Source organism: Mycobacterium sp. GA-2829 (assembly GCF_001499965.1).
Lineage (GTDB): Bacteria > Actinomycetota > Actinomycetes > Mycobacteriales > Mycobacteriaceae > Mycobacterium.
On the sequence record NZ_LQIT01000056.1, the window covers coordinates 170703 to 194006 of the forward strand.

Below are 23304 nucleotides of genomic sequence, written 5' to 3' on the forward strand. Positions count from 1 at the left end.
GACGGTGATCGCTGCCACCACGCTAGTCTCCGGCGACGGAGCCGGGGTGGCCTTTGCATCCTGTCGGGCCGGGGTGCCCGGGGTGCCGGGGATATACACTCACCGACGCTGCCTCCGTAGCTCAGCGGATAGAGCAGCCGCCTTCTAAGCGGTTGGTCGCAGGTTCGATCCCTGCCGGGGGCGCCAGTGTCACGCCGACGCGGCCGGTGCGGGGTCGTCGGCATCGGTGTCGCCGGTATCGGTGTCTTCCTTCTCGGTGTCTTCGGTATCGGCGTCTTCCTTCTGGGTGTCGCTGTCGTCCGCCGGCTCCTCGCCGTCGTCCTCCTCGCCGCCCTCGAGATCCGGGTCGTCAGCGGGCGTCGTCTCGAGCACGTCGTCGCCGTCCGGATCCCCGGCATCGGTGGTCGGCGTCGGCGTGACGGACTTCCTCGACTGCCGTGCGACCGACGCGACGTCCTCGTCGTCGGCCTGGTCGTCTTCTGCGGTGACCGACTGCGCCTCGTCGTCGTCGTCGCCGTCGGTGTCCACGTCGCCCGGCGGTGTGACCGCGGGACCGCCGACGCCGTACATCCCCGCCGGCTTGGTGTTGAGCGGACGACCGAACCCACCGGCCTGCAGCCCGTCGTCGACGCCGACCGCGACCGCCGTCAGCAGGTTGACCAGATCGTCGACCGGGTTGGACAGCCGGATGAGGCCCGCCGGGGACGGGCTGCCGAAGTTCGATCCGCGGTCGTATCCCTGTTCGACGATGACCCGCAGCGGCGCGTCGAGTGCCAGCAGCAGCGGCCGGGGGATCCCGATCTGCTCGAGCGGCCGCAGCAGCGGCAGCAGATCGGTGCCCATCGTGTAGTAGACGGTGTCGCGGTAGACGTGGGTGTCGGTCTCCGCCTCGTCGGCGAGCGCCTCTTCGGGGTCGATGTCGAGCTCGTAGGTGCCGTGCAGGTAGGCGATACCCAGCAGCGCGTTGATGGTCGCCAGCAGGTTGAGCGGATACTTCGGGAAGTCGGCCCAGCCGTCGTACTGCCGGACGAGGTCGTAGGTGGTGAGCGCGTCACCCGGCTGCCAGCCCTCGCTGGTCGTGGGCGTCGGCCCCGACAGCGGGATGTCGAGGATCGGGATCGTGAAGCCCTGGAACCGGGCCAGGATGCCGCCGTTCGGTCGGCCCGGGTTCGACAGCAGGACGTAGACGATGTCACCGTCGGTGGTGCGCGCCTTGTACTGGCCGGCCACGACGGCGCCCTGGGAGTAGCCGTAGACCAGGACCGGATCGGTCTCACCCGCGGCGCGCTCCGACGCGACGCGCGTGCTCAGCCGGCCCACGCCCTGCTCCACCGACTGCCCGTACGTGAGGTCGTCGAACCCGCCGTGGGAGATCGGGCGGAAGCCGCCGTTGTACTCGATCTGGTCGACGTCGACCTCGAGCGTCACCGTGTCGTCCGGATTGTCGGCGTTGTACGTGCGGTCGAGGACGCCGTTGGCGAACTGGACGAACGGCTCGTCGAAATCCGTATAGCCACCGATCTTCGTTCCGCGCAGATACAGTCCCTGCGCCAGCAGCTCGGTGGGTGTGGGCAAAGTCGGCAGCGGACCGATCGACCCGATCGCCAGACCCAACGCCGCGGCCGGAACCGCGACGGCCATACCCAACGATCTCCGTCTCGTGCGCATCGAACTCTCCCCCTCGCAGCAGTGTGCACCATGACAATAGAGGGACAGCGAAGAGGAAACCGTTTTCCTACGGAATTACCCAGCTAACCTCAGCGGCCCCGTGCCACGATCACGGGCGAACGCGCCGCCTGCACCACCGCGGTGCTGACCGAGCCGAGCAGCATGCCCGCGAACCCGCCGCGGCCGTGGCTGCCGACCACGAGCAGCTGCGCCGTCTCGGCGCGGTTGAGCAGATGCTCGACCGGACGGTCGAACACCGCCTCGCGGTGCACCGTCACGTCGGGATAGCGCTCGCACCACCCGGCGAGGCTGACCGCCAACGTCTCCTCCGCCGCGGCCTGCACCGCCGCCCAGTCGACGTACGGGTGCAGAGATTCGTTGCGGTCACTCCAGCTGTGCAGGGCGACCAGGTCGACGCCCCGCATCGAGGCCTCCTCGAAGGCGATCTCCACCGCCCGCTGCGACGCGCGTGAACCGTCCACGCCGACGACGACGGGTGCGGTGGCGTCACGCACCTCGGTGTCGACGCCGACGACGGCCACGGGGCAGCGGGCATGGTGCAGCACTCCGGTACTCACCGACCCGAGCAGCAGGCGCTTGACCGCGCCGAGTCCGCGGCTCCCGACGACGACCATGTCGGCCTCTTTGGCCGCGTCGACGAGGCCGGGCACCGGTGCGGCGTGCACCAGTTGGGTGGTGACGTCGGCCGCGCCGGCCTCCTTCGCGATCGCGACCTCCTCGGCGATGGCGGCGCGCGCGTCGCGCTCACGGGACTCGAAGTACTCGGCGGGCAGCGGCGCCGCCGGGACGGCCATCGCCCATGCGGCGGTGACGTCGGTGGCCAGCACGTGCACGAGCACGAGCGGCACCCGCCGCATCACCGCCTCGCGCGCCGACCAGCGAACCGCGGCATGGGAACTGGCGGACCCGTCGACGCCGACGACGATGCCGGGTTGCGGTGCTGTGGACATCTCGATTCCCCTTCCGCGGGCTGTCTGTCCTCAGTGTCGGCCCGGTCGCCCGCGTGCCGTAGGGCCTTTGGTCCCTTCCGCGGCGGGTCTACCTGTCCGACACTGGTCGTAGCGGCTCATGTCGGGCTGTCGTCCACTCGCGCAGGGGGTTTGACCGATGACCAAGGGACAACAACTCGACGTCCTCAATCGCAGACAGTGTTTGGACCTGCTCGAGGGCGTCCGGGTGGGCCGGCTGGTGTTCACCGAGGACGGGGCGCCCGCCGTACATCCGGTGAACTTCCGGATGAAGCGCGACGACGTCGTCATCCGGGTGGCCGGCGGCGCCAAACTCGACGCCGCGACGCAGAACGCCGTCGTCGCGTTCGAGGCCGACGAACTCGACGCGGATCTGCGTACGGGCTGGAGCGTGACGATCGTGGGAACGGCGCGCCCCATCACCGACATCGACGAGCTGACCGAGGTGTCCGGGACCTTCCTCGAACCGTGGGTGGACGGCCGACGCGACCACTTCATCCGCATCGAACCCCGGAAGATGACCGGGCGCCGCTTCCGGGAGCGCGGCGCTCCGCACTACACACCGTGACCGCACAGCGGACGGCCACCACGGTGCCCGCGACGAGTCTGGCTAGGGTGACCCCGTGGCTGATTCCGTACTGATGCAGGTCGCCGACCACGTCGCCCTGATCACCGTCAATGACCCCGACCGGCGCAACGCGGTCACCTTCGAGATGTCCGCTGCACTGCGGGCGGCGGTCGACGCGGCGGAGGCGGACCCCGACGTCCACGCCGTGATCGTCACCGGCGCGGGGAAGGCGTTCTGCGCGGGCGCGGATCTCAGCGCGCTGGGTCAGGCGACTCAGGACGGTCTACGCAAGATCTACGACGGATTCCTCGCGGTGGCGGACTGCACGCTCCCCACGATCGCAGCCGTCAACGGGGCGGCCGTGGGCGCCGGACTCAACCTGGCGCTCGCCGCCGATGTCCGCATCGCCGGCCCGAATGCGTTGTTCGACCCCAGATTTCAGAAGCTCGGCATCCATCCGGGTGGCGGCGCGACGTGGATGCTGCAGCGCGGGGTCGGACCGCAGGTGGCACGGGCGGCGCTGCTGTTCGGCAAGCGTTTCGACGCCGAGACCGCGGTCCGGTACGGGTTGGCCCTCGAGGTCGCCGACGACCCTGTCGCCGCGGCCCGCGAGCTGGCGGCCGGACCCGCCGCCGCGCCCCGGGACGTGGTGCTGGCGACGAAGGCCTCGATGCGCGCGACCGCCAACCCCGGCACCGTCGACGCCGATGCGCACCGCACCGCCGTCGACATCGAACTGGGTCCGCAGGCCGCATCGATCGAGTCTCCGGAGTTCGCCGACCGCCTGGCCGCCGCCAAACGGAAGTAGCTCACAGGTCGAGCAGCGCGAGCTCGGGGTTCTCGACGAGCGCACGCAGTGTGCCCAGGAACGCCGCGACGGTCGCGCCGTCGGCGATCCGGTGGTCGAACGCGCACGTCAGCGTCATCGTGGGGCGGGCGACCACCTCGCCGTCGACGACGACCGCACGCGGTTTGAGCGACCCCATCCCGAGGATCGCGGCCTCCGGATAGTTGATCACCGGGACACCTTCGTCGACGCCGAGTGCGCCGAAGTTCGACACGGTGAACGTCGAGCCGGACAGCTCCGCCGGCCGGATCCGTCCCGACCGCGCCTCCTCCACCAGCCGCGCCACCGTCTCCGCGAGGTCACGGGTGGTCCTCGACTGTGCGTCGGTGATCACCGGCACCAGCAGCCCCCGCGGTGCGGCCACCCCGAAGCCGAGGTGGATCGCGTTGTGCTGGTGGATCTGTGGGCCGTCGGCGGTCTCGATCCACGTCGCGTTCAACGTGGGGTGACGGGTCAGCGCCATCGTCAGCAACCGCAGCGTCAACACGAACGGCGTGACCGCCGGTTCCGTGTCGTGCGGGCGGTCCCGCAGGCGCAGCAGTGCGGTGCCGTCGACGCTCACACTGGCGTGTGCATCGGGAATCTCGCGGCGTGACAACGCTATCCGGCGCGCCATCTCCGCCTGGACGCCACGCACGGGCACGGTCTCGGCGGCCGTGCCCGCCGCCTGCCGCACATCCTCGCGGGTGACGATCCCGTCCGGACCGGACGGCGCCACGGCGGCCAGATCCACGTTCATCTCGGCGGCGAGTTTCCGCACCGGCGGTTTGGCCCGCGGGCGGCCCGAGGGCCGCCTGCTGACATCCATCGACTCGTCCGCACCGTAGCCGACCAGGACCGACTTTCGTTGCGGTGCATCGGAAGCCGAATAGGCAGACGTCGCTATCCGCACCAGCAGTGATCCCACGTCGAGCGTCTGACCCGCTTCTCCCCCGCGCTCGACCACGCGTCCGGTGTACGGGCTCGGGATCTCCACCTCGGCCTTGTTGGTCTCGACGGTGCACAGCGTCTGATTCAGTTCCACCTCGTCGCCGACCTCGACGGCCCAGGAGGTGATCGTCGCGTCCTGCAGACCCTCGCCGAGGTCGGGCACCAGAAAGTCCTGCACGCTCATGGCATCTCCAGCGTCCGCTGCACGCAGTCGAGCAGTCGGTCCACCCCCGGTAGCCACAGCTTCTCCAGGCGGGCCGGTGGATACGGGGTGTCGAATCCGGTTGCGCGCAACACCGGGGCCTCCAGGTCGTAGAACAACTCCTCGGAGATCCGCGCGGCGAGTTCGGCACCGAACCCCAGGGTTCGTGGGCCCTCGTGCATCACCACGGCGCGCCCGGTCTTGGCCACCGACGCGGCGACGGTGTCGAAGTCTAGCGGGTTCAGCGAACGCAGATCGACCACCTCGACCGACCAGTCCGATTGCCCTGCAGCGTGTTCGGCCGCGGCCAACGCGGTCGCGACCAGCGGGCCGTAGGTCACCACGGTGACGTCGGTGCCCGTCCGCCGCACCGCGGCACGGCCGATCGGCAGCCCCGGCGTGGCGGTGTCCACGGGTTCGCGGGCCCAGTACCGCCGCTTGGGTTCGAGGTACATCACGGGGTCGCGGCTGTCGATCGCGTACCGCAGCAGCCAGTACGCGTCGGCGGGACTCGACGGTGTCACGACCTTGAGCCCCGCGGTGTGCAGCCAGTAGGTCTCCGTCGACTCCGAATGGTGTTCGACCGCACCGATTCCCCCGAACGACGGGATGCGGACGGTGACCGGCATGTCCACGTCGCCGCGGGTGCGCATCCGGTACTTCGCGAGGTGGCTGACCATCTGGTCGAACGCCGGTGCGGCGAAGCCGTCGAACTGGATCTCCGGGACCGGGACGAAACCGCGCAGCGCCATCCCGATCGCGATGCCGATGATCGCCGACTCGGCCAGCGGCGTGTCGAAACACCGCTGCGCGCCGAATGTCTCGGACAGCCCGTCGGTGACGCGGAAGACCCCGCCCAGCGTCGCGACGTCCTCGCCGAACACCAGCACACGGTCGTCGGCGGCCATCGCATCGTGCAGGGCGCGGTTGATGGCAGCCACCATCGTCAGCTCGGTGACCGGCGCGATGTCGGTGAGGAAGGGGCGGCCGTCGCCGTCGGATCCGGCGGGCCGTTCGATGAGCTGGGTCATGTCAGGCCTCCTTCGCCAGTTCGGCGAGCAACCGGTCGCGTTGCCGCGCCAGATCGGGGGTGATCTCGGCGTAGACGGTGTCGAAGACCTCCGCGACGTCGAAGTCGGGGGCGCCGACCACCGCGTCGCGCAGTTCAGCGCGCAACCGTTTCGACCGGGCGGCCACCCGGTCCTCGAGCCGTTCGCTCCACACCCCGGCGCTCTGCAGATAGGTGCGGTACCGCGGGATCGGATCGAGCGCCTCCCATTGCTGCACCTCGGCGGGGTCGCGGTAGCGGGTGGGGTCGTCGGAAGTGGTGTGCGGGCCGAGCCGGTAGGTCACGGCCTCGATCAGCGTGGGCCCGCCACCGCCGCGGGCCCTGGCCGCGGCGTCGGACATGACCTCGAAGCAGGCCAGCACGTCGTTACCGTCGACGCGGACGCCGGGCATCCCGTATCCGGCCGCGCGGTGTGCGATCGACGGCCCCGCCACCTGGCGTTCGACCGGCACCGAGATCGCCCACTGGTTGTTCTGGACGAAGAACACGCACGGCACCCGGTAGACGGCGGCGAGGTTCATCGCCTCGTGTACGTCGCCCTCGCTGGTGGCGCCGTCACCGAGGAAGACCACGGTGACCGAGTCCTCGCCGAGGCGCTGGGCGGCCATGGCGGCGCCGACCGCGTGCAGGCCCTGCGTGCCGATCGGGATCGAGATCGGCGCGCAGCACTTCGCGGTGAAGCCGAGCCCGCCGTGCCACTTGCCCCGCCACACGGCGGCCATCTGCGCCGGCGAGATGCCGCGCAGCAGGAACGCACCGATCTCGCGGTACTGCGGGAACAGCCAGTCGGTCTTGCGGAGGCAGGCGGCGGCGCCGACCTGGGCGGCTTCCTGGCCGCGGCACGAGGCGTAGAGCGCGAGTTCACCCTGTCGCTGCAGGTGGACGAACTCGGTGTCGAGGTCGCGGGTGACGACCATCGTCTCGTACAGCCAGGAGAGAGTCTCGGGTGGAGGCAGGTCGCGTTCGTGTGCGCGTGGTATGCCGTCGGCACCCACCAGCTGCACCGGATCGAGATCGACGCCGACCATACCGCCTCCTTCAGGTCGCATCGACGGCATGTTTCGCCGTCCGACGACTTCAGGTGCTCAGCGTTGTGGCGGTCAGAGCAGGATCCCTGGTGTAGGGCTGCCGGTTAGCTGCCGGGGTGTGGCGCCAACGCGACGATGCGCTCTGCTCGCCTCAGCACTGGGGCATCCACCATTATGCCCTCGAACTGGAAGACGCCGCGTTGATCGCGCGCCGTGTCCAGCACCCGCCGGGCCCAGTCGGCCAGCTCGTCGGTCGGGCGGTAGCCGTCGCGGATGACCGCGACCTGGGTGGGGTGGATCGCGACCTTCGCGTCGAACCCGACCGCGACCGCGTCGTCGACCTCGGCGCGCAGACCGTCGAGATCCTTGATGTCGAGGTACACCGAGTCCAGCGCCATCCGGCCGTAGGCCTTGGCCGCCAGCAGCGACTGCGACCGCACGTGGACCGCGAAATCGCGGTAGGAGTTGTCGGCGCGTCGGCTGGCCGTGCCGCCGAGCACCGCCAGCAGGTCCTCGGCGCCCCACATCACCGCGACGGTGTTGTTTACGCGGCTGGCGTCGACGACGCTCAGCGCGCCGAGCGGCGTCTCGATGAGCGCCACGACGTCCAGCGGTGCCAGTGAGCGCACCTGCTCGGCGCTCTCGGTCTTGGCGAGCATGACGGTGGTGTAGTCGGTCTGCTTCAGCGCCGCGAGGTCCTCGGCGTGGTCGGGGGTGGTGACGGGGTTGACCCGCACCACGGTGCGCGACGGATCGAGCGGGGTGTCGATCAACGCCTTGCGGGCGGCCTCGCGGTCCTTGGCCGCGACGCCGTCCTCGAGATCGAGGATCACCACATCGGCTGCGGCGGCCGCTTTTTCGAACCGCTCCGGCCGATCCGCCGGGCAGAACAGCCAGCCGGGTCCGTTGGTGCCGAGCATCAGTTCTCCTCTGCGGGCCGTTTGCGCACCATGGTCTTGCGCGACGCGGTGGCCACGATGTCGCCGTGCTGGTTGCGGCCGACGTGGGCGAACGTCACGATGCCCTCCCCCGGCCGGCTCTTGGACTCGCGCTTCTCGAACACCTCGGTCTCGGCGTACAGGGTGTCCCCGTGGAACAGCGGCTTGGGGAACGCCACCTCGCCGAACCCGAGGTTGCCGACGATCGTGCCCTGCGTCAGTTGCGCGACCGAGAGCCCCACCAGCGTCGAGAGCGTGAACATCGAGTTGACCAGCCGCTGATTGAACGGCGGCAGCGCATCCGAGAACGCGGCGTCGAGGTGCAGCGCCTGGGTGTTCATGGTCAGCGTGGTGAACAGGACGTTGTCGGCCTCGGTGATCGTGCGGCCCGGCCGGTGCTGGTAGAGCACCCCGGTCTCGAACTCCTCGAACCACAATCCGCGCTGGACGACTATCCTTTTTGGCGTCATCTCGCCCATTACAGGCCCGCCTGCCGCGCGATCAGCATCAGCTGCACTTCGGTTGTGCCCTCACCGATTTCGAGAATCTTGCTGTCCCGGTAATGCCGCGCGACGGTGAACTCGTTCATGAAGCCGTAGCCGCCGAAGATCTGCGTGGCGTCGCGCGCGTTGTCCATCGCGGCCTCGCTGGCCACGAGCTTGGCGATCGCGGCCTCCTTCTTGAACGGCTTACCGGCGAGCATGAGCGCCGCCGCGTCGTAGTAGGCCGTGCGCGCGGTGTGGGCGCGGGCCTCCATGCGGGCGATCTTGAACGCGATGGCCTGGTTGCTGCCGATGGTGCGGCCGAACGCCTCACGCTCCTTGGCGTACTGGATGCTCTCGTCCACGCAGCCCTGCGCGGCGCCGACCGACAGCGCGGCGATCGCGATGCGGCCCTCGTCCAGGATGCGCAGGAAGTTGGCGTAGCCGCGGCCGCGTTCGCCGAGCAGGTTCTCCTGCGGCACCCGGACGTCGTCGAAGCTCAGCGGATGGGTGTCCGAGGCGTTCCAGCCGACCTTGTTGTAGGCCGGTTCGGCGGTGAAGCCCTCGGTGGGCACGGGGACGAGGATCGACGAGATCTCCTTGCGCCCATCGGCTTCACCCGTGACGGCGGTGACGGTCACCAGCTTGGTGATGTCGGTGCCGGAGTTGGTGATGAACTGCTTGCTGCCATTAATGATCCAGCTCGACCCATCCGTCCGAGCGGTGGTCTTGGTCGCCCCGGCATCGCTGCCGCCGCCCGGTTCGGTCAAGCCGAACGCGGCGAGCGCCTGCCCACTGGTCAACTGCGGCAACCACTCCTGCTTCTGGGCCTCGTTGCCGAAGCGGTACACCGGCATCGCACCGAGCGAGACCCCCGCCTCGAGCGTGATGGCCACGCTCTGGTCGACCTTGCCGAGTTCCTCCAGCGCCAGGCACAGCGCGAAGTAGTCGCCGCCCATGCCGCCGTACTCCTCGGGGAAGGGCAGGCCGAACAGACCCATGTCGGCCATGCCGCGCACGGCCTCGTACGGGAACGAATGCTCCTCGTCGTGTTTGGCGGCCACCGGCGCGACGACGCTGCGGGCGAAGTCGCGGACGGTCTTGGCGAGTTGTTCGTAGTGGTCCGGCAGTGTGCCGGAGCTCAGGAAGTCGGTCACTGTTCATCTCCTTTGTGGGTAGCGACGATCCGTGCCAGCGGCTGGCCGACCTTGACCTGGTCTCCGAGTGCGACGAGCAGTTCGACCACCCCGTCGACGGGGGCGGTCAGTGCGTGCTCCATCTTCATCGCCTCGACCGTTACCACGACCGTGCCTTCTGTCGCTGTCCCGCCATCTTCTATGCCGACGGCCACGACCGAACCGGGCATCGGGCTGGTGAGTTCCGCGTCGCCGCTGTGGGCGTCGTCCTGGCGTACCGGGGCCTCGCGGACCTCGGCGATCGCCACCGTCCGCCCCCCACCGGCGAGCCACATCTGGTGTCCCTCGGCGGCGTGCAGGTACTCCGTGCGCACCCCGTCGAGGGTGACGACGAGCCGGTCGCCGTCCAAAGTCGCTGTGAGTGAATGGTCTTCACCGTCCTCGATGCGGGCGACGGCGGCGTCCGGGGTGCCGGTGAGGTGGACGTGCTCGGTGCGCTCACCGGATTTCAGGCGATGCGTGGTGGGTGCGTGCGCGCCGACGCGCCAGCCCGACGGCACCGCCCACAGGTCGGCGCCGGGGGCGGGCCACGCGCGCAGCCACAACCAGGCCGCCGCGGCGATCAGCTCCTCGTCGCGCACCGCCGTGGGCTCGTAGTCCGGTGCGCGCCGGTCGAGCAGCCCGGTGTCGAGCCGGCCCGCGACGACGTCGGCGTCGGTGAGCAGAAACCGCAGGAAATCGATGTTCGTGTCGACGCCGAGCACCGCGGTCTGCGCCAGCGCGCGGTCCAGCGTGCGCAGGGCGGCCGTACGGTCGGGCCCGTGGGCGATCACCTTGGACAGCATCGGGTCGTAGTCGCTGCCGACCACCGCGCCCGCGCTCAGCCCGGAGTCGACGCGCACCCCGTTGCCGGTCGCCTCGGCCAGTGCGTGCACGGTGCCACCGGTGGGCAGGAAGCCGCGGCCGGGGTCCTCGGCGTACACCCGGGCCTCGACGGCGTGGCCGGTCAGGGTGATGTCGTCCTGGGTGAACGGCAGTGCCTCCCCCGCGGCGACGCGGACCTGCTGTTCGACGAGGTCGATCCCGGTCACCAGCTCGGTGACCGGATGTTCCACCTGCAGTCGGGTGTTCATCTCCATGAAGAAGAACTCGTCGGGCCGGTCGGCGGACACGATGAACTCGACTGTTCCGGCGCCCGCATAGTCGACGCTACGCGCGGTGTCGCAGGCCGCGGCGCCGATGCGGGCGCGGGTGGCCTCGTCGAGCAGCGGGGACGGCGCCTCTTCGATGACCTTCTGGTGGCGGCGCTGCAGGCTGCACTCGCGCTCCCCGAAGTGGACGACGTTGCCGTGGCCGTCGGCGAGGACCTGGACCTCGATGTGTCGTGGGTTGAGCACGAATCGTTCGAGGAACAGGGTGTCGTCGCCGAAGGCCGCGGCGGCCTCGCGGCGTGCCGAGACGAGGGCGGCGGGGAGCTCGGCGGGGTCGTGCACCACCCGCATGCCCTTGCCGCCGCCGCCGGCCGACGGTTTCACCAGCACCGGGAACCCGACGTCGCCTGCTCCGGCGATCAGGTCCTCGTCGGTCAGCCCCGGACGTGAGACACCGGGCACGACCGGCACCCCGAACGCCGACACCGCGGCCTTCGCCGCGATCTTGTCGCCCATGGTCTCGATCGCCTTGACGGGCGGACCGATGAACACGATGCCCGCGGTCTGCAGGGCGGCGGCGAATTCGGCGTTCTCCGAGAGGAATCCGTAGCCGGGGTGCACGGCCTGGGCGCCGGTGCGGCCGACCTCGGCGACCACCGCGTCGATGTCGAGATAGCTCTGCCGCGCGGCGGCGGGACCGATGCGGACGGCGACGTCGGCCTCGGCGACGTGGCGGGCGCCGGCGTCGGCGTCGCTGAACACCGCCACCGAGCGGATCCCCATGGCGCGCAGTGTCCGGATCACCCGGACGGCGATCTCCCCGCGGTTGGCCACCAGAACAGTACTGAGGTTCATCATCACATCCGGAAGACGCCGTAGGAGACAGGATCCAGGGGAGCCTGCCCGACAATGGAAAGTGCAAGTCCGACAACGGTCCGGGTGTCGGCGGGGTCGATGACGCCGTCGTCCCACAGCCGCGCCGTCGAATAGTAGGGGTTGCCCTGGCGTTCGTACTGCTCGCGGATCGGCGCCTTGAACTCCTGTTCCTGCTCCTGGGTCATCTCCCCACGCACCGTGGCCAGCACCGAGGCGGCCTGTTCCCCGCCCATCACCGAGATCCGCGCGTTGGGCCACATCCACAGGAACCGCGGCGAGTACGCGCGCCCGCACATCGAGTAGTTGCCCGCACCGTAGGAGCCGCCGATGACCACGGTCAGCTTGGGCACCCGCGCACATGCGACCGCGGTGACCATCTTGGCGCCGTGTTTGGCGATACCCGAGGCCTCGTAGTCACGACCCACCATGAACCCGGAGATGTTCTGCAGGAACAGCAGTGGCACCACCCGCTTGTCGCACAGCTCGATGAAGTGCGCACCCTTCTGCGCCGACTCCCCGAACAGCACACCGTTGTTGGCGACGATGCCGACCGGATGACCGTGGATGCGTGCGAACCCGGTGACCAGGGTGGTCCCGTATTCGGCCTTGAATTCGGAGAATTCGCCGCCGTCGACGATGCGGGTGATCACCTCGTGGACGTCGTAGGGCACCTTCGAGTCGACGGGGACCGCGTCGTAGAGCTCGGACTGGTCGGCCGCCGCGTCGACCGCGGGTGCGACGTCCCACGGTGGCGGCTGCGGCTTGCCGAGCGTGGCGACGATGCGACGCACGATCCGCAGCGCGTCGCGGTCGTCGTGCGCGAGGTGGTCGGTGACACCGGAGGTCTTGGAGTGCAGATCCCCTCCGCCGAGGTCCTCGGCGCTGACCACCTCACCGGTGGCCGCCTTCACCAGCGGAGGCCCACCGAGGAAGATCGTGCCCTGGTTGCGGACGATGACCGCTTCGTCACTCATGGCGGGCACGTAAGCCCCACCGGCAGTACAGGATCCGAGCACCGCGGCGATCTGGGCGATGCCCTGTGCGCTCAGGGTGGCCTGGTTGTAGAAGATCCGGCCGAAGTGGTCGCGGTCGGGGAACACCTCGTCCTGGCGCGGCAGGAACGCGCCGCCGGAGTCGACGAGATAGACACACGGCAACCGGTTCTGCCCGGCGATCTCCTGGGCGCGCAGATGCTTCTTGACCGTCACCGGGTAGTAGGTGCCGCCTTTGACCGTTGCGTCGTTGGCCACGATCATGGCTTCACGTCCGGAGATCCGCCCGATCCCGGCGATCATCCCGGCACCGGGGCATTCGTCGTCGTACATGCCGTCGGCGGCCAACGGGGCGATCTCGAGGAAGGGACTGCCCGCGTCCAGGAGGCCGTCGACGCGATCGCGCGGCAGCAGTTTGCCGCGGCTGACGTGGCGTTCGCGGGCCTTGGCCGACCCACCCAGCGCGGCGGCGGCGAGTTTGGTGCGCAACTGGTCGACCAGCGCTGTGTGCTCGTCACGATGTGATGCCCGCGGTGCCATCGGTGAACCCGTTCATTTGAGTTAATGACGACTAACTCGTGGTATGTTAATCACGATTAACACCCGCTGTAAACCACCCCACCGCGAAGGCCGTCCATGGCGCTGACGTCAGTCACGAACACCCGTCGCAGACAGGCGAAGTCGGACCGCCGCAGCCAGCTGATCGCGGCCGCCGAACGCCTGGTCGCCGAGAAGGGGTACCTCGCGGTGAGGCTGGAGGACATCGGCGCGGCCGTCGGCGTGAGCGGGCCCGCGATCTACCGGCACTTCCCCAACAAGGAGGCGCTGCTGGTCGAGCTGCTCGTCGGGATCAGCACCCGGCTGCTCGCCGGGGCGCGCGAGGTGCTGGCCCAGTACCCCGACCCGGCCGCCGCCCTCGACGGACTCATCGACTTCCACCTGGACTTCGCGCTCGGCGAGTCGGACCTCATCCGGATCCAGGACCGCGACCTCGGGCACCTCCCCGACCCGGCCCGGCGTCAGGTGCGCAAGGCGCAGCGGCAGTACGTGGAGATCTGGGTGGGGGTGCTGCGCACGGTCAACGGTGCGCTGGACGAGGGACAGGCGCGCATGATGGCCCACGCCGCATTCGGTCTGCTCAACTCGACGCCGCACAGCGTGCGGCCCACTGCCAACAAAGCGGCCGAGGCCAGCTCCCGCACTGTCCTTCGAGCGATGACAGTAGCGGCGCTGGCCTCGGCCGGTCGGCTACAGAGCTAGTACCAGACTTTTCGTCCTCCGACGGCGCGGCCGGTCGCTCCGAGAATCCAGAAGACCGCACCGATCACGATCAGCACCGCACCGATGGTCGTCAGGATGTTCATGCCCAGCACGAATCCCAGCACCACCAAGATGATTCCGAGAATAATCACTGCCTACTCCTTCTCCTCTTACCTGTTGGCGCCAGTGATCACTGGCTGGGTTGCGGGATCTGGACCTCGCTGCAGTCCACCTTCGGGTTGACGCCCGCATAGTTCAGCGGACCCGCGACAACGGTCAACGCGACCCGAGCTGTCGTGGCGCAGTTGGCTTCTCCGCCCTTGAAATAGTCGCGCTGAAAGGCAGCCACCACGCCGATCAGCAACCAGACGAGAACGATTACGCCGAGTATGCCTCTCATGCACCGCCTCCATCCTCTTCGCGCCGTTGTGACGCGCAGCACCGTTTACCCCCAGGACAATTAGCCCAAACCTGCGGTACGGAGACGGGGCGGCAGCGGTCAGTGCACGGGGGCGGCGGAGAAGGCGTTCAGCAGCCACGAGCGCATCGCGTTGACGAGCGCAGCGCGGTTCTCCCGCTTGACGATCTCGTGACCGTCGTCGTCGAACACCAACAGTTCGACCGTGCGGTCCAACGCCCGCAGCGCGTCGTACATCTGCTGCGACTCACTCGGCGGCACGTTGGTGTCGTTGCCGCCGTGCACCAGCAGCAGCGGCGCCGTCAGCGCGGGAGCGCGAAGCAGCGGGGAGAGCCGCTCGAGGAGATCGCGGTCCCCGACCGGGTGGCCGTACTTGGGGTATGCCGCCGTGGCGATCCACGGTTCGGTGTTGCGGTACCAGGTGTTGAGGTCGCTCATCCCGCAGATGCTGATGCCCGCGGCGAACAGTTCCGGGTGGAATGTCAACGCCGCCTGCGTGAGATAGCCGCCGTAGGACCAGCCGGTGACGGCGATCCGGTCGGCGGGAACCGCCTCGTGGTCGATCAGATACCGCACACAGTCGGCGACGTCGTCGATCGCGGCGAACCGCAGCTCCTTGTCGTCGGCGTGCATGAACGATCGGCCGAATCCGCCGGAGCCGCGCACATTCGGCGTGAACACGGTGATCCCCGCGGCCAGCAGCGCCGGGTAGTACTCGTTGTAACCGGGACGGGACTGCCCCTCCGGCCCGCCGTGCAGGAAGATCATCGCCCCGACCGGTTCGACCGGCGCGGGCGGCCGGTACAGCCACCCCGTCAATTCCAGGCCGTCACGCGCGACGACCACCTCCAGCGTCGGATCGGCCGTCAGCGGACCCTCACTCGGTTCACGGTCGACGCGCTGCCACTCCCGCGACCGCGGGTCGACCAGTTCGACGGTCGGCGGCAGCGACGGGCTCTCCACCGTCATCGCGACCATGGATCCGCCGGCGCTGATGGTCAGCTCGGTCGCGACGAGGCCGGGCAGCGGGATCGGGTCCGACAGCGTGTTGTCGGCGTATTCGAGGATCTGTAACTCACTGCAGCCGTTGACATTCCACAGCAAGGCAACGGTCGAGAGGTCGTCACTGACGACGAACTCGTCGAGGTCGAAACCGGGTTTCTCGGCGACGACGTGGTAGGAGACGCCCTCGGCGGTGGAGGTCACCTCGATGAGGCGGGCGTGCGTACCGCCGTTGTCGCTGCGGATCAGCGCGCGGACGTAACCCTCGGTGCTGTTGACCCCGTACTCCTTGGCCGGGTGGTAGAGCGTGAACGTCTCCCCCATCGGCCCCGACCGCAGCCGTCGCGGGCTGTGGTCGTCGAGGATGTACCCCATGTCGGTGGTCGAGCCCGGATCGTAGGGCAGCAGCGCGGTTTCGGTCAGCCCCCGCAACATGATGAGGTCGCGGTAGCCGCGCGGCCCCACCCGAACCAGCGCCGCGCCGGCCCACGCGTCGACCAGGCGGCCTGCCGTACGGCGGTCGAGCACGGTGGTCGTACCGTCGGCCGGGTCGATCAGGCACGAACTGCCGACGCCGTCTTCACCCGTGAGGATCGCCGCGACCTGCGTGCCGTCCCAGCCGATCAGTTCCGCGCTGCCGTCCGCCTGTTCGGTGGGCCAGGAGTCGATGCGGCGGGCGTCCCGGTCGTCGGGATCGGTTGTCACCACCCAGATCTGGAAGCGGTCGCTACCCTCGGGCGCGACCTGGCACGCGAGCCAGTGACCGTCGGCCGAGTGCATGACGCGGGTGACCGGACCCTCGACCGGCAGGTCGACGTCACGTGAGGAGCTCGCCCGCCATCCCTGGAGGAACCGCTGCACTGCCCGGGGGAAGCCGCCGTCGTCGACGAGGTGGGCGAACGCCGTCGCGTCGGGCGACAGTGACGCACCGTAGTTCGCCCGCACCTGGCGTATCACGCGTCGCTTCTCCTCGTCCTGATCTTCGGCACCGGTCGGCCCCTCATGACGGTATCCGCGTCCGCAACAACCGGCACGGCCGACACCACGACGAAGCGACGGACCGCGCAGGTACCCTGCGACCATGAGGTGGGTATGACCGAGTCACCACGTCGTGACGGCCCCGAGCCGACCCAGCCGCTGGGCAACAGCTACCAGGGTCCGCCGGATCCCGCGTATGCCAATCAGGCCCCGTACGGTCCGCCGTACCAGCCGCCCGCCGCACCGAATCCCACCGAACGCCTGTCGCCGTACTACCAGTATGGCCAGTACGGGTACGACCCCTATGCCACGGGTCAGTACGGTCCCGGCTATCCGCCCGGGGCGCCCCAGCAACCACCCCCGGAGGGCCCCAAGTCGCCGATGTGGCTGTGGCTGCTCGCGGGCGCCGTCGTCCTGCTGGTCGTGGCGCTGGTGATCGCGTTGGTCATCACGAACAGTTCGCGCCAGCAGACGGTCGTCGCGCCCGCGCCTTCGATGCCCGAACCCACCGCGACGACGTCGGAGCGTCCCACCACCACCTCGCGCGCGCCGCGACCGGTGAACCCGCTGCCGACCTCGGAGCCGCTCCCTACGACGCCGCCGCCGACGACGGGCCCGTCGCAGGCCACCGACACCGTCACCTACGACGTGGTCGGCGAAGGCCGAGTCATCAACATCACCTACACCGACACCGGCGGCGTGCCGCAGACCGAGTTCAACGTCGCGCTGCCGTGGAGCAAGCAGGTGGAGTTGCCGGCCCCGGCGCGCAGCTCGGCGCGGATCAGCATCATCAACGTCGGCCGCGACGTGACCTGCTCGGTGACGATCAACGGCACGCAGGTGGAGCAGAACACCGGGTCAGGGCTGACGTTCTGCGTCGGCATGCGGTAGCGGCGCCTTCTCCGGCACCTTCACCGCGAGCATCGCCGCCAACCCGACGGCGAGCACCACGACCAGCCCGCCCATGCCGGCACGGTCGGCGCCGAACAGGTCGATGAACGTGAAGAACAGCCACGGCGCGACGAACGCGACCGCCCGGCCCGTGGTGGTGTAGAGGCCGAACGCGACCCCTTCCTTACCGGCGATCGACATCCGCAGCATGAGCGTGCGCGCCGAGGACTGCGTCGGGCCGATGAACAGACACAGCGCCAGCCCGCACACCCAGAACGCGACCGGACCCGACAGGCACAGCAGGGTCAGCCCGACCGCGATCAGCGCGGTCAGTGACACCACGATCACCGGTTTGGAGCCGACCCGGTCGTCGAGCAGTCCGCCGACGACCGCGCCGATCGCGGCGATCACACATGCACTCACCCCGAACAGCAGTACGTCGGCCGACGAGATGCCGTAGACGCTCACGCCGAGCACGGCCCCGAACGCGAACACCCCGGCCAGCCCGTCTCGAAAGATCGCACTGGCCAGCAGGTAGTAGACGACGTTGCGGTCGCGGTGCCATTCGCTGACGACGTCGGCCCACAGTTTGCGGTAGGCCGCGATCAGCCCGGCCGGAGGCTGCTCATCGTCCGGACCGGGGACGTGCGGCGGGACCGTCAGCAGCAGCGGCAGCGCGAACAGCAGGAACCACCCGGCCGCCAGGAGCATCGCGGCCCGGACGTTCTGACCGTCGGCGACGGGCAGACCGAGCAGTCCCCGGGTGTCGCCGTCGCCGGACACGAAGCCGATGTACACCAGCAACAGCAGCACGACGGTGCCGAGATAGCCCGAGGCCCAACCCAATCCGGAGACCCGGCCCGACCTCTGCGGGCCCGCCAATTGCCGCAGCATCGCGTTGTAGGGCACGCTCGCCAGGTCGCCGCAGGCCGCGGTGCACGCCAGGAGCGCCAGCCCCGCCCACAGGTAGCGGTGGTCGTCACGAATGAGGCTCATCGAGGCGGTGAACATCACCGCCGCCCCGCTGAGCACCGTCAGCACCGCGCGGCGTCGCCCCGGCGCCTGCACCCACACCCCGGTGACCGGCGCCAGCACCGCCACCACCAGACCCGCGACGGTCATCGCGCGGCCCAACCAACTCGTCGCCGAGGTGTCGCCCGGCAGATCGGATCCGACCGCGCCGGTCAGGTACACCGCGAACACGAACGTGGCGACGATCGCGTTCATCCCGGTGTTGCCGCAGTCCCACAGCGCCCACGCGGCGATACGCAATCGGCTGGCGGTCGGCGCAGGTCGGGTCACGCTGGCCCACGATATAGTCCCGCGCATGCCAGTACCCGCACCCCGACCCGACGCCCGCGCGGTCGTGACCGGCGCGTCCCAGAACATCGGCGAAGCGCTGGCCACCGAGTTGGCCGCGCGCGGACACCACCTGATCGTCACCGCCCGCCGCGAGGACGTGCTGACCACGCTGGCGCAGCGACTGACCGACCGCTACGGCGTGACCGTCGAGGTGCGGCCGGTCGACCTGGCCGACCCGACCGCGCGGACCGCGTTCTGCGACGAGCTGGCCACCCGCGAGATCTCGATCCTGTGCGCCAATGCCGGTACCGCCACGTTCGGGCCCGTCGCCCGGCTCGATCCGGCCGGTGAGAAGGCGCAGGTGCAGCTCAACGTGCTCGGGGTGCACGATCTCGTACTCGCGGTGCTGCCGGGCATGGTGTCGCGCCGTGCGGGCGGCATCCTGATCTCGGGGTCGGCGGCAGGCAACTCCCCCATCCCGAACAACGCGACCTACGCGGCGACCAAGGCGTTCGCGAACACGTTCAGCGAATCGCTGCGCGGTGAGCTCAAGGGCGACGGTGTGCACGTGACGGTGCTGGCGCCGGGTCCGGTGCGCGAGACGCTGCCCGACGAACACGAGCAGTCGCTGGTGGAGAAGCTGATCCCGGACTTCCTGTGGATCTCGACCGAGTACACCGCGAAGCTGTCGCTGGACGGGCTGGAGCAGAACAAGATGCGGGTGGTGCCGGGCGTGACGTCGAAGGCGATGTCGGTCGCCAGCGGGTACGCCCCGCGCGCGATCGTCACGCCGATCGTCGGCGCGGTCTACAAGAAACTCGGCGGCGAGTAGCCAGCTCTTGCGCCGAAACCGCATTCCCTGTCGTCAAGCGCGCGTCCTCGCGACCGGGAATGCGGTTTCGCGAGCGGGCTAGCGGCGGCGGCGTCTGCGGCGGCCGGTGCCGAAGATGCTGCGGGTGATCTCACGGCCGATGACCGTGCCCGCCGACCGCATCGCGCTCTTGAACGCGGGGCTGTCGATGACCTTCTCGAACATCTTAGGCTCCGGCGCGGGGGCGGGCATCGGCGGGATGTCGTAGGGCGGCGGGACCGGCGGCAGCTCCTCGGCCGGCGGTTCCAGCCGGGCGGCCAACCGCTCGTAGGCCGATTCGCGGTCGATGGTCTGGCCGTATTCGACCTGCAGCGGGCTGGTGGCCGCGGCGGCGGCGATGGCCTCGGTGCCGATGGTGTCCATCAGCGACCGCGGGGCGCGCATGCGGGTCCAGGCAACCGGCGTCGGGATGCCCTTCTCCGACAGCACCGTGACGATCGCCTCGCCGATACCCAACGTGGACAACGCCGACTGCAGGTCGTAGACGTCGGTCTTCGGATACGTGCGCACGGTCTTGCGCAGCGCCTTCTCGTCGTCTGGGGTGAAGGCGCGCAGCGCGTGCTGGATGCGCGCGCCCAGCTGCGAGAGCACTCCGGCGGGGACGTCGGTGGGCAACTGCGTGCAGAAGAACACCCCGACGCCCTTGGAGCGGATCAGCTTGACGGTCTGTTCGACCTGCTCGAGGAACGCCTTGGACGCGTCGGCGAAGAGCAGGTGTGCCTCGTCGAAGAAGAAGACCAGCTTGGGTTTGTCGAGGTCGCCGACCTCGGGCAGCGTGGTGAAGAGGTCGGCGAGCACCCACATCAGGAACGTGGAGAACAGCACCGGACGGGTGGCCGAACCGCCCAGCTCGAGCAGTGTGACGATCCCGCGGCCGTCGGCGTGGCACCGCAGCAGGTCGTCGGTCTCGAATTCGGGTTCGCCGAAGAAGGTGTCGGCGCCTTCGGCCTCGAGGTTGATCAGCGCGCGCAGGATGACGCCCGCGGTGGAGCTGGAGACCGCGCCCAGCGCCTTGAGTTCGGGTTTGCCCTCGTCGCTGGTGAGGAAGTGGATGACGGAGCGCAGATCCTTGAGGTCGAGCAGCGGCAACCCCTTCTGATCGGCCCAGTGGAAGATCAGACCGAGCGTCGACTCCTGAGTCTGGTTGAGCCCCAACACCTTCGACAGCAGGATGGGCCCGAAGCTGGACACCGTGGCGCGCACCGGCACGCCGACGCCGCCGGTGCCGAGGGAGAGGAACTCGACGGGGTAGGCCGTCGGGGCCCAATCGTCGCCGGTGTCGGCGGCGCGTTCGGCGATCTTGCCGCCGGCCTCGCCGGGACGGGCCAGGCCGGACAGATCGCCCTTCACATCGGCCATGAGCACCGGCACACCGGCGGCGGAGAGTTGTTCGGCGAGCACCTGCAGCGACTTCGTCTTCCCGGTGCCGGTGGCGCCGGCGACCAGCCCGTGTCGGTTCACCGTCGCCAGCGGGATCCTGACCCGGGCGGCCGGGTCGGCGACCCCGTCGACGACGACCGTGCCCAGTTCCAGCGCCTGCCCTGCGGTGTCGTATCCGGCCGCGATTCCCCGGGCGCGGCCGTCCGTCGAGTCACTGGTCATGGCCGGCAACCCTACTTGGGACACGGGTATCGGCGCGGGCATCCGGCCGGGGCGCATACCCTGGACCGCTGTGCGTGACGAATTGGTGTGGATCGACTGCGAGATGACCGGGCTCGATCTGAACAAGGATCTGTTGATCGAGATCGCGGTACTGGTCACCGACGCCGACCTGAACATCCTCGGCGACGGCCTCGACGTGGTGATCCATGCCCCGGACGCGGCCCTGGACTCCATGGTGCCGGTGGTGACGGAGATGCACACCCGGTCGGGCCTGATCGAGGAGGTGCGGTCCTCGACGGTCGACCTCGCGACGGCCGAGGAGATGGTGCTCGACTACATCCGCAAGCACGTCAAGCAGGCCAAGACCGCTCCGCTGGCCGGCAACTCGATCGCCACTGACCGCGGATTCATCGCGCGCGACATGGCCAAACTCGACGACTACCTGCACTACCGGATGATCGACGTCAGCTCGATCAAGGAGTTGTGCCGCCGCTGGTATCCCCGCATCTACTTCGGACAGCCGGAAAAGGGGCTGGCCCACCGCGCGCTGGCCGACATCCACGAGTCGATCCGGGAGCTGAAGTACTACCGGCAGACCGCGTTCGTCGCGCCGCCGGGGCCGTCGACCAGCGATATCGCTTCGATCGCCGCCGAGCTCGGGCCGCCCGACAAGGCCGCCAACGGCACCGATTCGGTCTGAGGGCATCCGACCGGTTAAGATCGACGGGCTGCACGGCCGGAAGGTCACGTAGCGATGGTGGCTGTAGTTCAGTTGGTAGAGCACCAGGTTGTGATCCTGGCTGTCGCGGGTTCGAGTCCCGTCAGCCACCCCGACTAGGTCGGAGGGCGTTTTCGCCCTCCGACCTTTCGCGTTATCGGAGCACCTCGCGTTCGAACAGGTCCGCCCCGTGCGTGACGCCGCCGGTCGCCGCGAAACCGGCCGCCACGCGTCGGGCACCGTCGGCCATCGTCATCGCCTCGCGCACCTTGTTCCGCAGCCGTTCCGGGGACAGCCGGTTGGCCGGCAGCCGGGTCCCGCACCGGGCGACCTCCACCCGCCGCGCCACCTCGAACTGATCGCGTCCGAACGGGACCGCGCACACCGGGACACCGTGCAGCAGCGCCTTCTGCGTCGCGCCCATCCCGCCGTGGGTCACCGCGCATACCGCCCGGTCGAGGATCACCTCATGCGGGACCCGCGCCCGCACGGTCGCGTGGGGTGCGTCGCTGAATTCCTCGCGCCGCCCCGCCGGGACGGTGGCCACCACGTGCACCGGCTCGCCGGCCGACGCGATGATCGCGGTCCGGACCAGGACGCCGTCATCCTGACGCTCCGACGACGTCGTGACGAGCACGATCGGCCGGTCGATGGCGGCCAGCCAGTCGGGCACGGTATGCGGACCGGGGTCGAGCGCGCACGGCCCGATCATGTGGACGTTCGGCCCCCAGTCGGTCTGCGGATACTGGAACGGCTTACCCGTGGCCACCAGCGTCAGAGGCGCGCGGCGCAGATAAGCGTCGACGGAGGAGACCGGAGCCAGCCCGACATTGGTCCGGACCGCGTTCACCCGCGGCAGCATCACCTTCTCGAGGGATCGGGTCACCATCAACCGGACGGCGCCGTCGCGCGCCCGCCCCGCGACTCCCCTTATCGGCCGAAGCCCCAACCCGAACGGCGGCACACCCGGTGAGTCCAGCGGCGGGGTGTAGGGCGAGAAGCACGCCCACGGCACCGCACCGGCCTCGGCGGCCGAGCGGGCACCCCAGCAGTTGACGTCGATCAGCAGTGCGTCAGGGTGCACCGACGCCGCCACGCCGGCGAGGTCGGCGACCTCGAGATCGGCCCGTCGTGCCAGCGCAGCCACCCCGTCTTTGAGGGCGCGCCGCGGATCCGTCGTGCGCCAGTCGTCGAGGGTGATCGCCTCGATGCGCCGGTCGATCGCGTCGGTCTCGAAACCCAGGCCCCGCCCCATGTCCACGCACTCGGAGAACGTGCGCAAACGGATCCGGTGGCCGCGGCGCGACAACTCCGACAGCAGGGCGCTCATCGGGAGCATGTGGCCCAGGGCGGGTGAGGTGTAGGCCAGGATCGTCGCCACGTGCC

At 69.5% G+C, this 23304-nt stretch carries 22 protein-coding genes and 2 tRNA genes; 8 read left to right on the forward strand and 16 right to left on the reverse strand.

Annotated features, from left to right (window positions below; genetic code table 11):
* Window positions 1-110: 110 nt before the first annotated feature.
* A tRNA-Arg gene (locus AU194_RS26490) sits at window positions 111-186 on the forward strand.
* 3 nt (window positions 187-189) lie between these two features.
* Here the strand turns inward: AU194_RS26490 and AU194_RS26495 are convergent.
* Both AU194_RS26495 and AU194_RS26500 read right to left on the reverse strand, forming a co-directional pair.
* Entirely contained in the window at window positions 190-1641 is a 1452-nt protein-coding gene (locus AU194_RS26495) for a PE-PPE domain-containing protein (protein ID WP_059092247.1), read from the reverse strand.
* A gap of 116 nt (window positions 1642-1757) precedes the next feature.
* A complete protein-coding gene (locus AU194_RS26500; protein WP_059092248.1) occupies window positions 1758-2639 on the reverse strand; it encodes a universal stress protein in 882 nt (293 codons plus the stop codon).
* A gap of 157 nt (window positions 2640-2796) precedes the next feature.
* On the opposite strand from AU194_RS26500, the gene AU194_RS26505 reads away from it, so the two are divergent.
* Window positions 2797-3225, forward strand: coding sequence for a pyridoxamine 5'-phosphate oxidase family protein (locus AU194_RS26505; RefSeq protein ID WP_059092249.1), 429 nt, complete (start codon window positions 2797-2799; stop codon window positions 3223-3225).
* Window positions 3226-3280: 55 nt separating this feature from the next.
* Window positions 3281-4033, forward strand: a complete 753-nt coding sequence (locus AU194_RS26510; RefSeq protein WP_059092250.1) for an enoyl-CoA hydratase — start codon at window positions 3281-3283, stop codon at window positions 4031-4033.
* 1 nt (window position 4034) lies between these two features.
* Here AU194_RS26510 and AU194_RS26515 read toward each other — a convergent pair whose 3' ends face one another.
* From AU194_RS26515 to AU194_RS26550, 8 genes are all read right to left on the reverse strand, one after another.
* The gene (locus AU194_RS26515) at window positions 4035-5186 is read right to left on the reverse strand and encodes a dihydrolipoamide acetyltransferase family protein (protein ID WP_059092251.1); all 1152 of its coding nucleotides are present in this window, start codon (window positions 5184-5186) and stop codon (window positions 4035-4037) included.
* Window positions 5183-6235 (reverse strand): alpha-ketoacid dehydrogenase subunit beta, encoded by a 1053-nt coding sequence (locus AU194_RS26520; RefSeq protein WP_059092252.1) that lies wholly within the window; start codon window positions 6233-6235, stop codon window positions 5183-5185. Before AU194_RS26520 ends, AU194_RS26515 begins: the two co-directional genes overlap by 4 nt.
* 1 nt (window position 6236) lies before the next feature.
* Window positions 6237-7331, reverse strand: a complete 1095-nt coding sequence (pdhA, locus tag AU194_RS26525; RefSeq protein ID WP_197417747.1) for a pyruvate dehydrogenase (acetyl-transferring) E1 component subunit alpha — start codon at window positions 7329-7331, stop codon at window positions 6237-6239.
* Window positions 7332-7405: 74 nt separating this feature from the next.
* Window positions 7406-8221 (reverse strand): CoA ester lyase, encoded by an 816-nt coding sequence (locus AU194_RS26530; protein ID WP_197417748.1) that lies wholly within the window; start codon window positions 8219-8221, stop codon window positions 7406-7408.
* On the reverse strand, window positions 8221-8709 hold the full coding sequence (locus AU194_RS26535; RefSeq protein WP_157576550.1) for a MaoC family dehydratase: 489 nt from the start codon (window positions 8707-8709) through the stop codon (window positions 8221-8223). The genes AU194_RS26530 and AU194_RS26535 overlap by 1 nt, the downstream gene beginning before the upstream one ends.
* A gap of 8 nt (window positions 8710-8717) precedes the next feature.
* Window positions 8718-9878, reverse strand: coding sequence for an acyl-CoA dehydrogenase family protein (locus AU194_RS26540; RefSeq protein ID WP_059092255.1), 1161 nt, complete (start codon window positions 9876-9878; stop codon window positions 8718-8720).
* Window positions 9875-11863: an acetyl/propionyl/methylcrotonyl-CoA carboxylase subunit alpha gene (locus AU194_RS26545; protein WP_059092256.1), complete on the reverse strand. Its 1989-nt coding sequence runs from the start codon at window positions 11861-11863 to the stop codon at window positions 9875-9877. Before AU194_RS26545 ends, AU194_RS26540 begins: the two co-directional genes overlap by 4 nt.
* 2 nt (window positions 11864-11865) lie before the next feature.
* Window positions 11866-13416, reverse strand: a complete 1551-nt coding sequence (locus tag AU194_RS26550) for a carboxyl transferase domain-containing protein (RefSeq protein WP_059092257.1) — start codon at window positions 13414-13416, stop codon at window positions 11866-11868.
* Between the two features lie 96 nt (window positions 13417-13512).
* Between AU194_RS26550 and AU194_RS26555 the strand changes: the two genes are divergently transcribed.
* On the forward strand, window positions 13513-14136 hold the full coding sequence (locus AU194_RS26555) for a TetR/AcrR family transcriptional regulator (protein ID WP_082698857.1): 624 nt from the start codon (window positions 13513-13515) through the stop codon (window positions 14134-14136).
* Here AU194_RS26555 and AU194_RS32310 read toward each other — a convergent pair.
* The 3 genes from AU194_RS32310 to AU194_RS26565 form a co-directional block, all read right to left on the reverse strand.
* A complete protein-coding gene (locus AU194_RS32310) occupies window positions 14133-14288 on the reverse strand; it encodes a DUF6131 family protein (RefSeq protein ID WP_011768318.1) in 156 nt (51 codons plus the stop codon). The genes AU194_RS26555 and AU194_RS32310 overlap by 4 nt on opposite strands.
* A 38-nt stretch (window positions 14289-14326) precedes the next feature.
* Window positions 14327-14536 carry a hypothetical protein gene (locus tag AU194_RS26560; protein WP_059092258.1) on the reverse strand — a complete coding sequence of 70 codons (210 nt, stop codon included), beginning with the start codon at window positions 14534-14536 and terminating at the stop codon, window positions 14327-14329.
* A 99-nt stretch (window positions 14537-14635) separates the two neighbouring features.
* Window positions 14636-16513, reverse strand: coding sequence for a S9 family peptidase (locus AU194_RS26565; RefSeq protein WP_059092259.1), 1878 nt, complete (start codon window positions 16511-16513; stop codon window positions 14636-14638).
* 135 nt (window positions 16514-16648) lie between these two features.
* Between AU194_RS26565 and AU194_RS26570 the strand changes: the two genes are divergently transcribed.
* The gene (locus AU194_RS26570) at window positions 16649-17425 is read left to right on the forward strand and encodes an MmpS family transport accessory protein (RefSeq protein WP_059092278.1); all 777 of its coding nucleotides are present in this window, start codon (window positions 16649-16651) and stop codon (window positions 17423-17425) included.
* On the opposite strand, the gene AU194_RS26575 is transcribed toward AU194_RS26570, so the two are convergent.
* A complete protein-coding gene (locus tag AU194_RS26575) occupies window positions 17393-18727 on the reverse strand; it encodes an MFS transporter (protein WP_231743587.1) in 1335 nt (444 codons plus the stop codon). The genes AU194_RS26570 and AU194_RS26575 overlap by 33 nt on opposite strands.
* Before the next feature lie 25 nt (window positions 18728-18752).
* On the opposite strand from AU194_RS26575, the gene cmrA reads away from it, so the two are divergent.
* Complete coding sequence (gene cmrA, locus AU194_RS26580) at window positions 18753-19559, forward strand: mycolate reductase (protein ID WP_059092261.1); 807 nt, start codon at window positions 18753-18755, stop codon at window positions 19557-19559.
* A gap of 78 nt (window positions 19560-19637) precedes the next feature.
* On the opposite strand, the gene AU194_RS26585 is transcribed toward cmrA, so the two are convergent.
* Window positions 19638-21200, reverse strand: coding sequence for a helicase HerA-like domain-containing protein (locus AU194_RS26585; RefSeq protein ID WP_059092262.1), 1563 nt, complete (start codon window positions 21198-21200; stop codon window positions 19638-19640).
* A gap of 70 nt (window positions 21201-21270) precedes the next feature.
* On the opposite strand from AU194_RS26585, the gene orn reads away from it, so the two are divergent.
* Both orn and AU194_RS26595 read left to right on the forward strand, forming a co-directional pair.
* On the forward strand, window positions 21271-21900 hold the full coding sequence (gene orn, locus AU194_RS26590) for an oligoribonuclease (RefSeq protein WP_059092263.1): 630 nt from the start codon (window positions 21271-21273) through the stop codon (window positions 21898-21900).
* A gap of 57 nt (window positions 21901-21957) precedes the next feature.
* Window positions 21958-22030 (forward strand) — tRNA-His (locus AU194_RS26595).
* 42 nt (window positions 22031-22072) lie between these two features.
* Here the strand turns inward: AU194_RS26595 and AU194_RS26600 are convergent.
* Window positions 22073-23299, reverse strand: a complete 1227-nt coding sequence (locus AU194_RS26600; protein WP_059092264.1) for a glycosyltransferase — start codon at window positions 23297-23299, stop codon at window positions 22073-22075.
* Window positions 23300-23304 lie beyond the last annotated feature (5 nt).

Coding starts and splice junctions, on each gene's coding strand:
- AU194_RS26535 (WP_157576550.1), bottom strand. CDS start 8,709: ATGACGCCAAAAAGGATAGTCGTCCAGCGCGGATTGTGGTTCGAGGAG.
- AU194_RS26585 (WP_059092262.1), bottom strand. CDS start 21,200: ATGACCAGTGACTCGACGGACGGCCGCGCCCGGGGAATCGCGGCCGGA.
- AU194_RS26555 (WP_082698857.1), top strand. CDS start 13,513: ATGGCGCTGACGTCAGTCACGAACACCCGTCGCAGACAGGCGAAGTCG.
- AU194_RS26500 (WP_059092248.1), bottom strand. CDS start 2,639: ATGTCCACAGCACCGCAACCCGGCATCGTCGTCGGCGTCGACGGGTCC.
- AU194_RS26550 (WP_059092257.1), bottom strand. CDS start 13,416: ATGGCACCGCGGGCATCACATCGTGACGAGCACACAGCGCTGGTCGAC.
- AU194_RS26495 (WP_059092247.1), bottom strand. CDS start 1,641: ATGGCCGTCGCGGTTCCGGCCGCGGCGTTGGGTCTGGCGATCGGGTCG.
- AU194_RS26505 (WP_059092249.1), top strand. CDS start 2,797: ATGACCAAGGGACAACAACTCGACGTCCTCAATCGCAGACAGTGTTTG.
- AU194_RS26520 (WP_059092252.1), bottom strand. CDS start 6,235: ATGACCCAGCTCATCGAACGGCCCGCCGGATCCGACGGCGACGGCCGC.
- AU194_RS26560 (WP_059092258.1), bottom strand. CDS start 14,536: ATGAGAGGCATACTCGGCGTAATCGTTCTCGTCTGGTTGCTGATCGGC.
- cmrA (WP_059092261.1), top strand. CDS start 18,753: ATGCCAGTACCCGCACCCCGACCCGACGCCCGCGCGGTCGTGACCGGC.
- pdhA (WP_197417747.1), bottom strand. CDS start 7,331: ATGCCGTCGATGCGACCTGAAGGAGGCGGTATGGTCGGCGTCGATCTC.
- AU194_RS26530 (WP_197417748.1), bottom strand. CDS start 8,221: ATGCTCGGCACCAACGGACCCGGCTGGCTGTTCTGCCCGGCGGATCGG.
- AU194_RS26545 (WP_059092256.1), bottom strand. CDS start 11,863: ATGAACCTCAGTACTGTTCTGGTGGCCAACCGCGGGGAGATCGCCGTC.
- AU194_RS26570 (WP_059092278.1), top strand. CDS start 16,649: ATGACCGAGTCACCACGTCGTGACGGCCCCGAGCCGACCCAGCCGCTG.
- AU194_RS26515 (WP_059092251.1), bottom strand. CDS start 5,186: ATGAGCGTGCAGGACTTTCTGGTGCCCGACCTCGGCGAGGGTCTGCAG.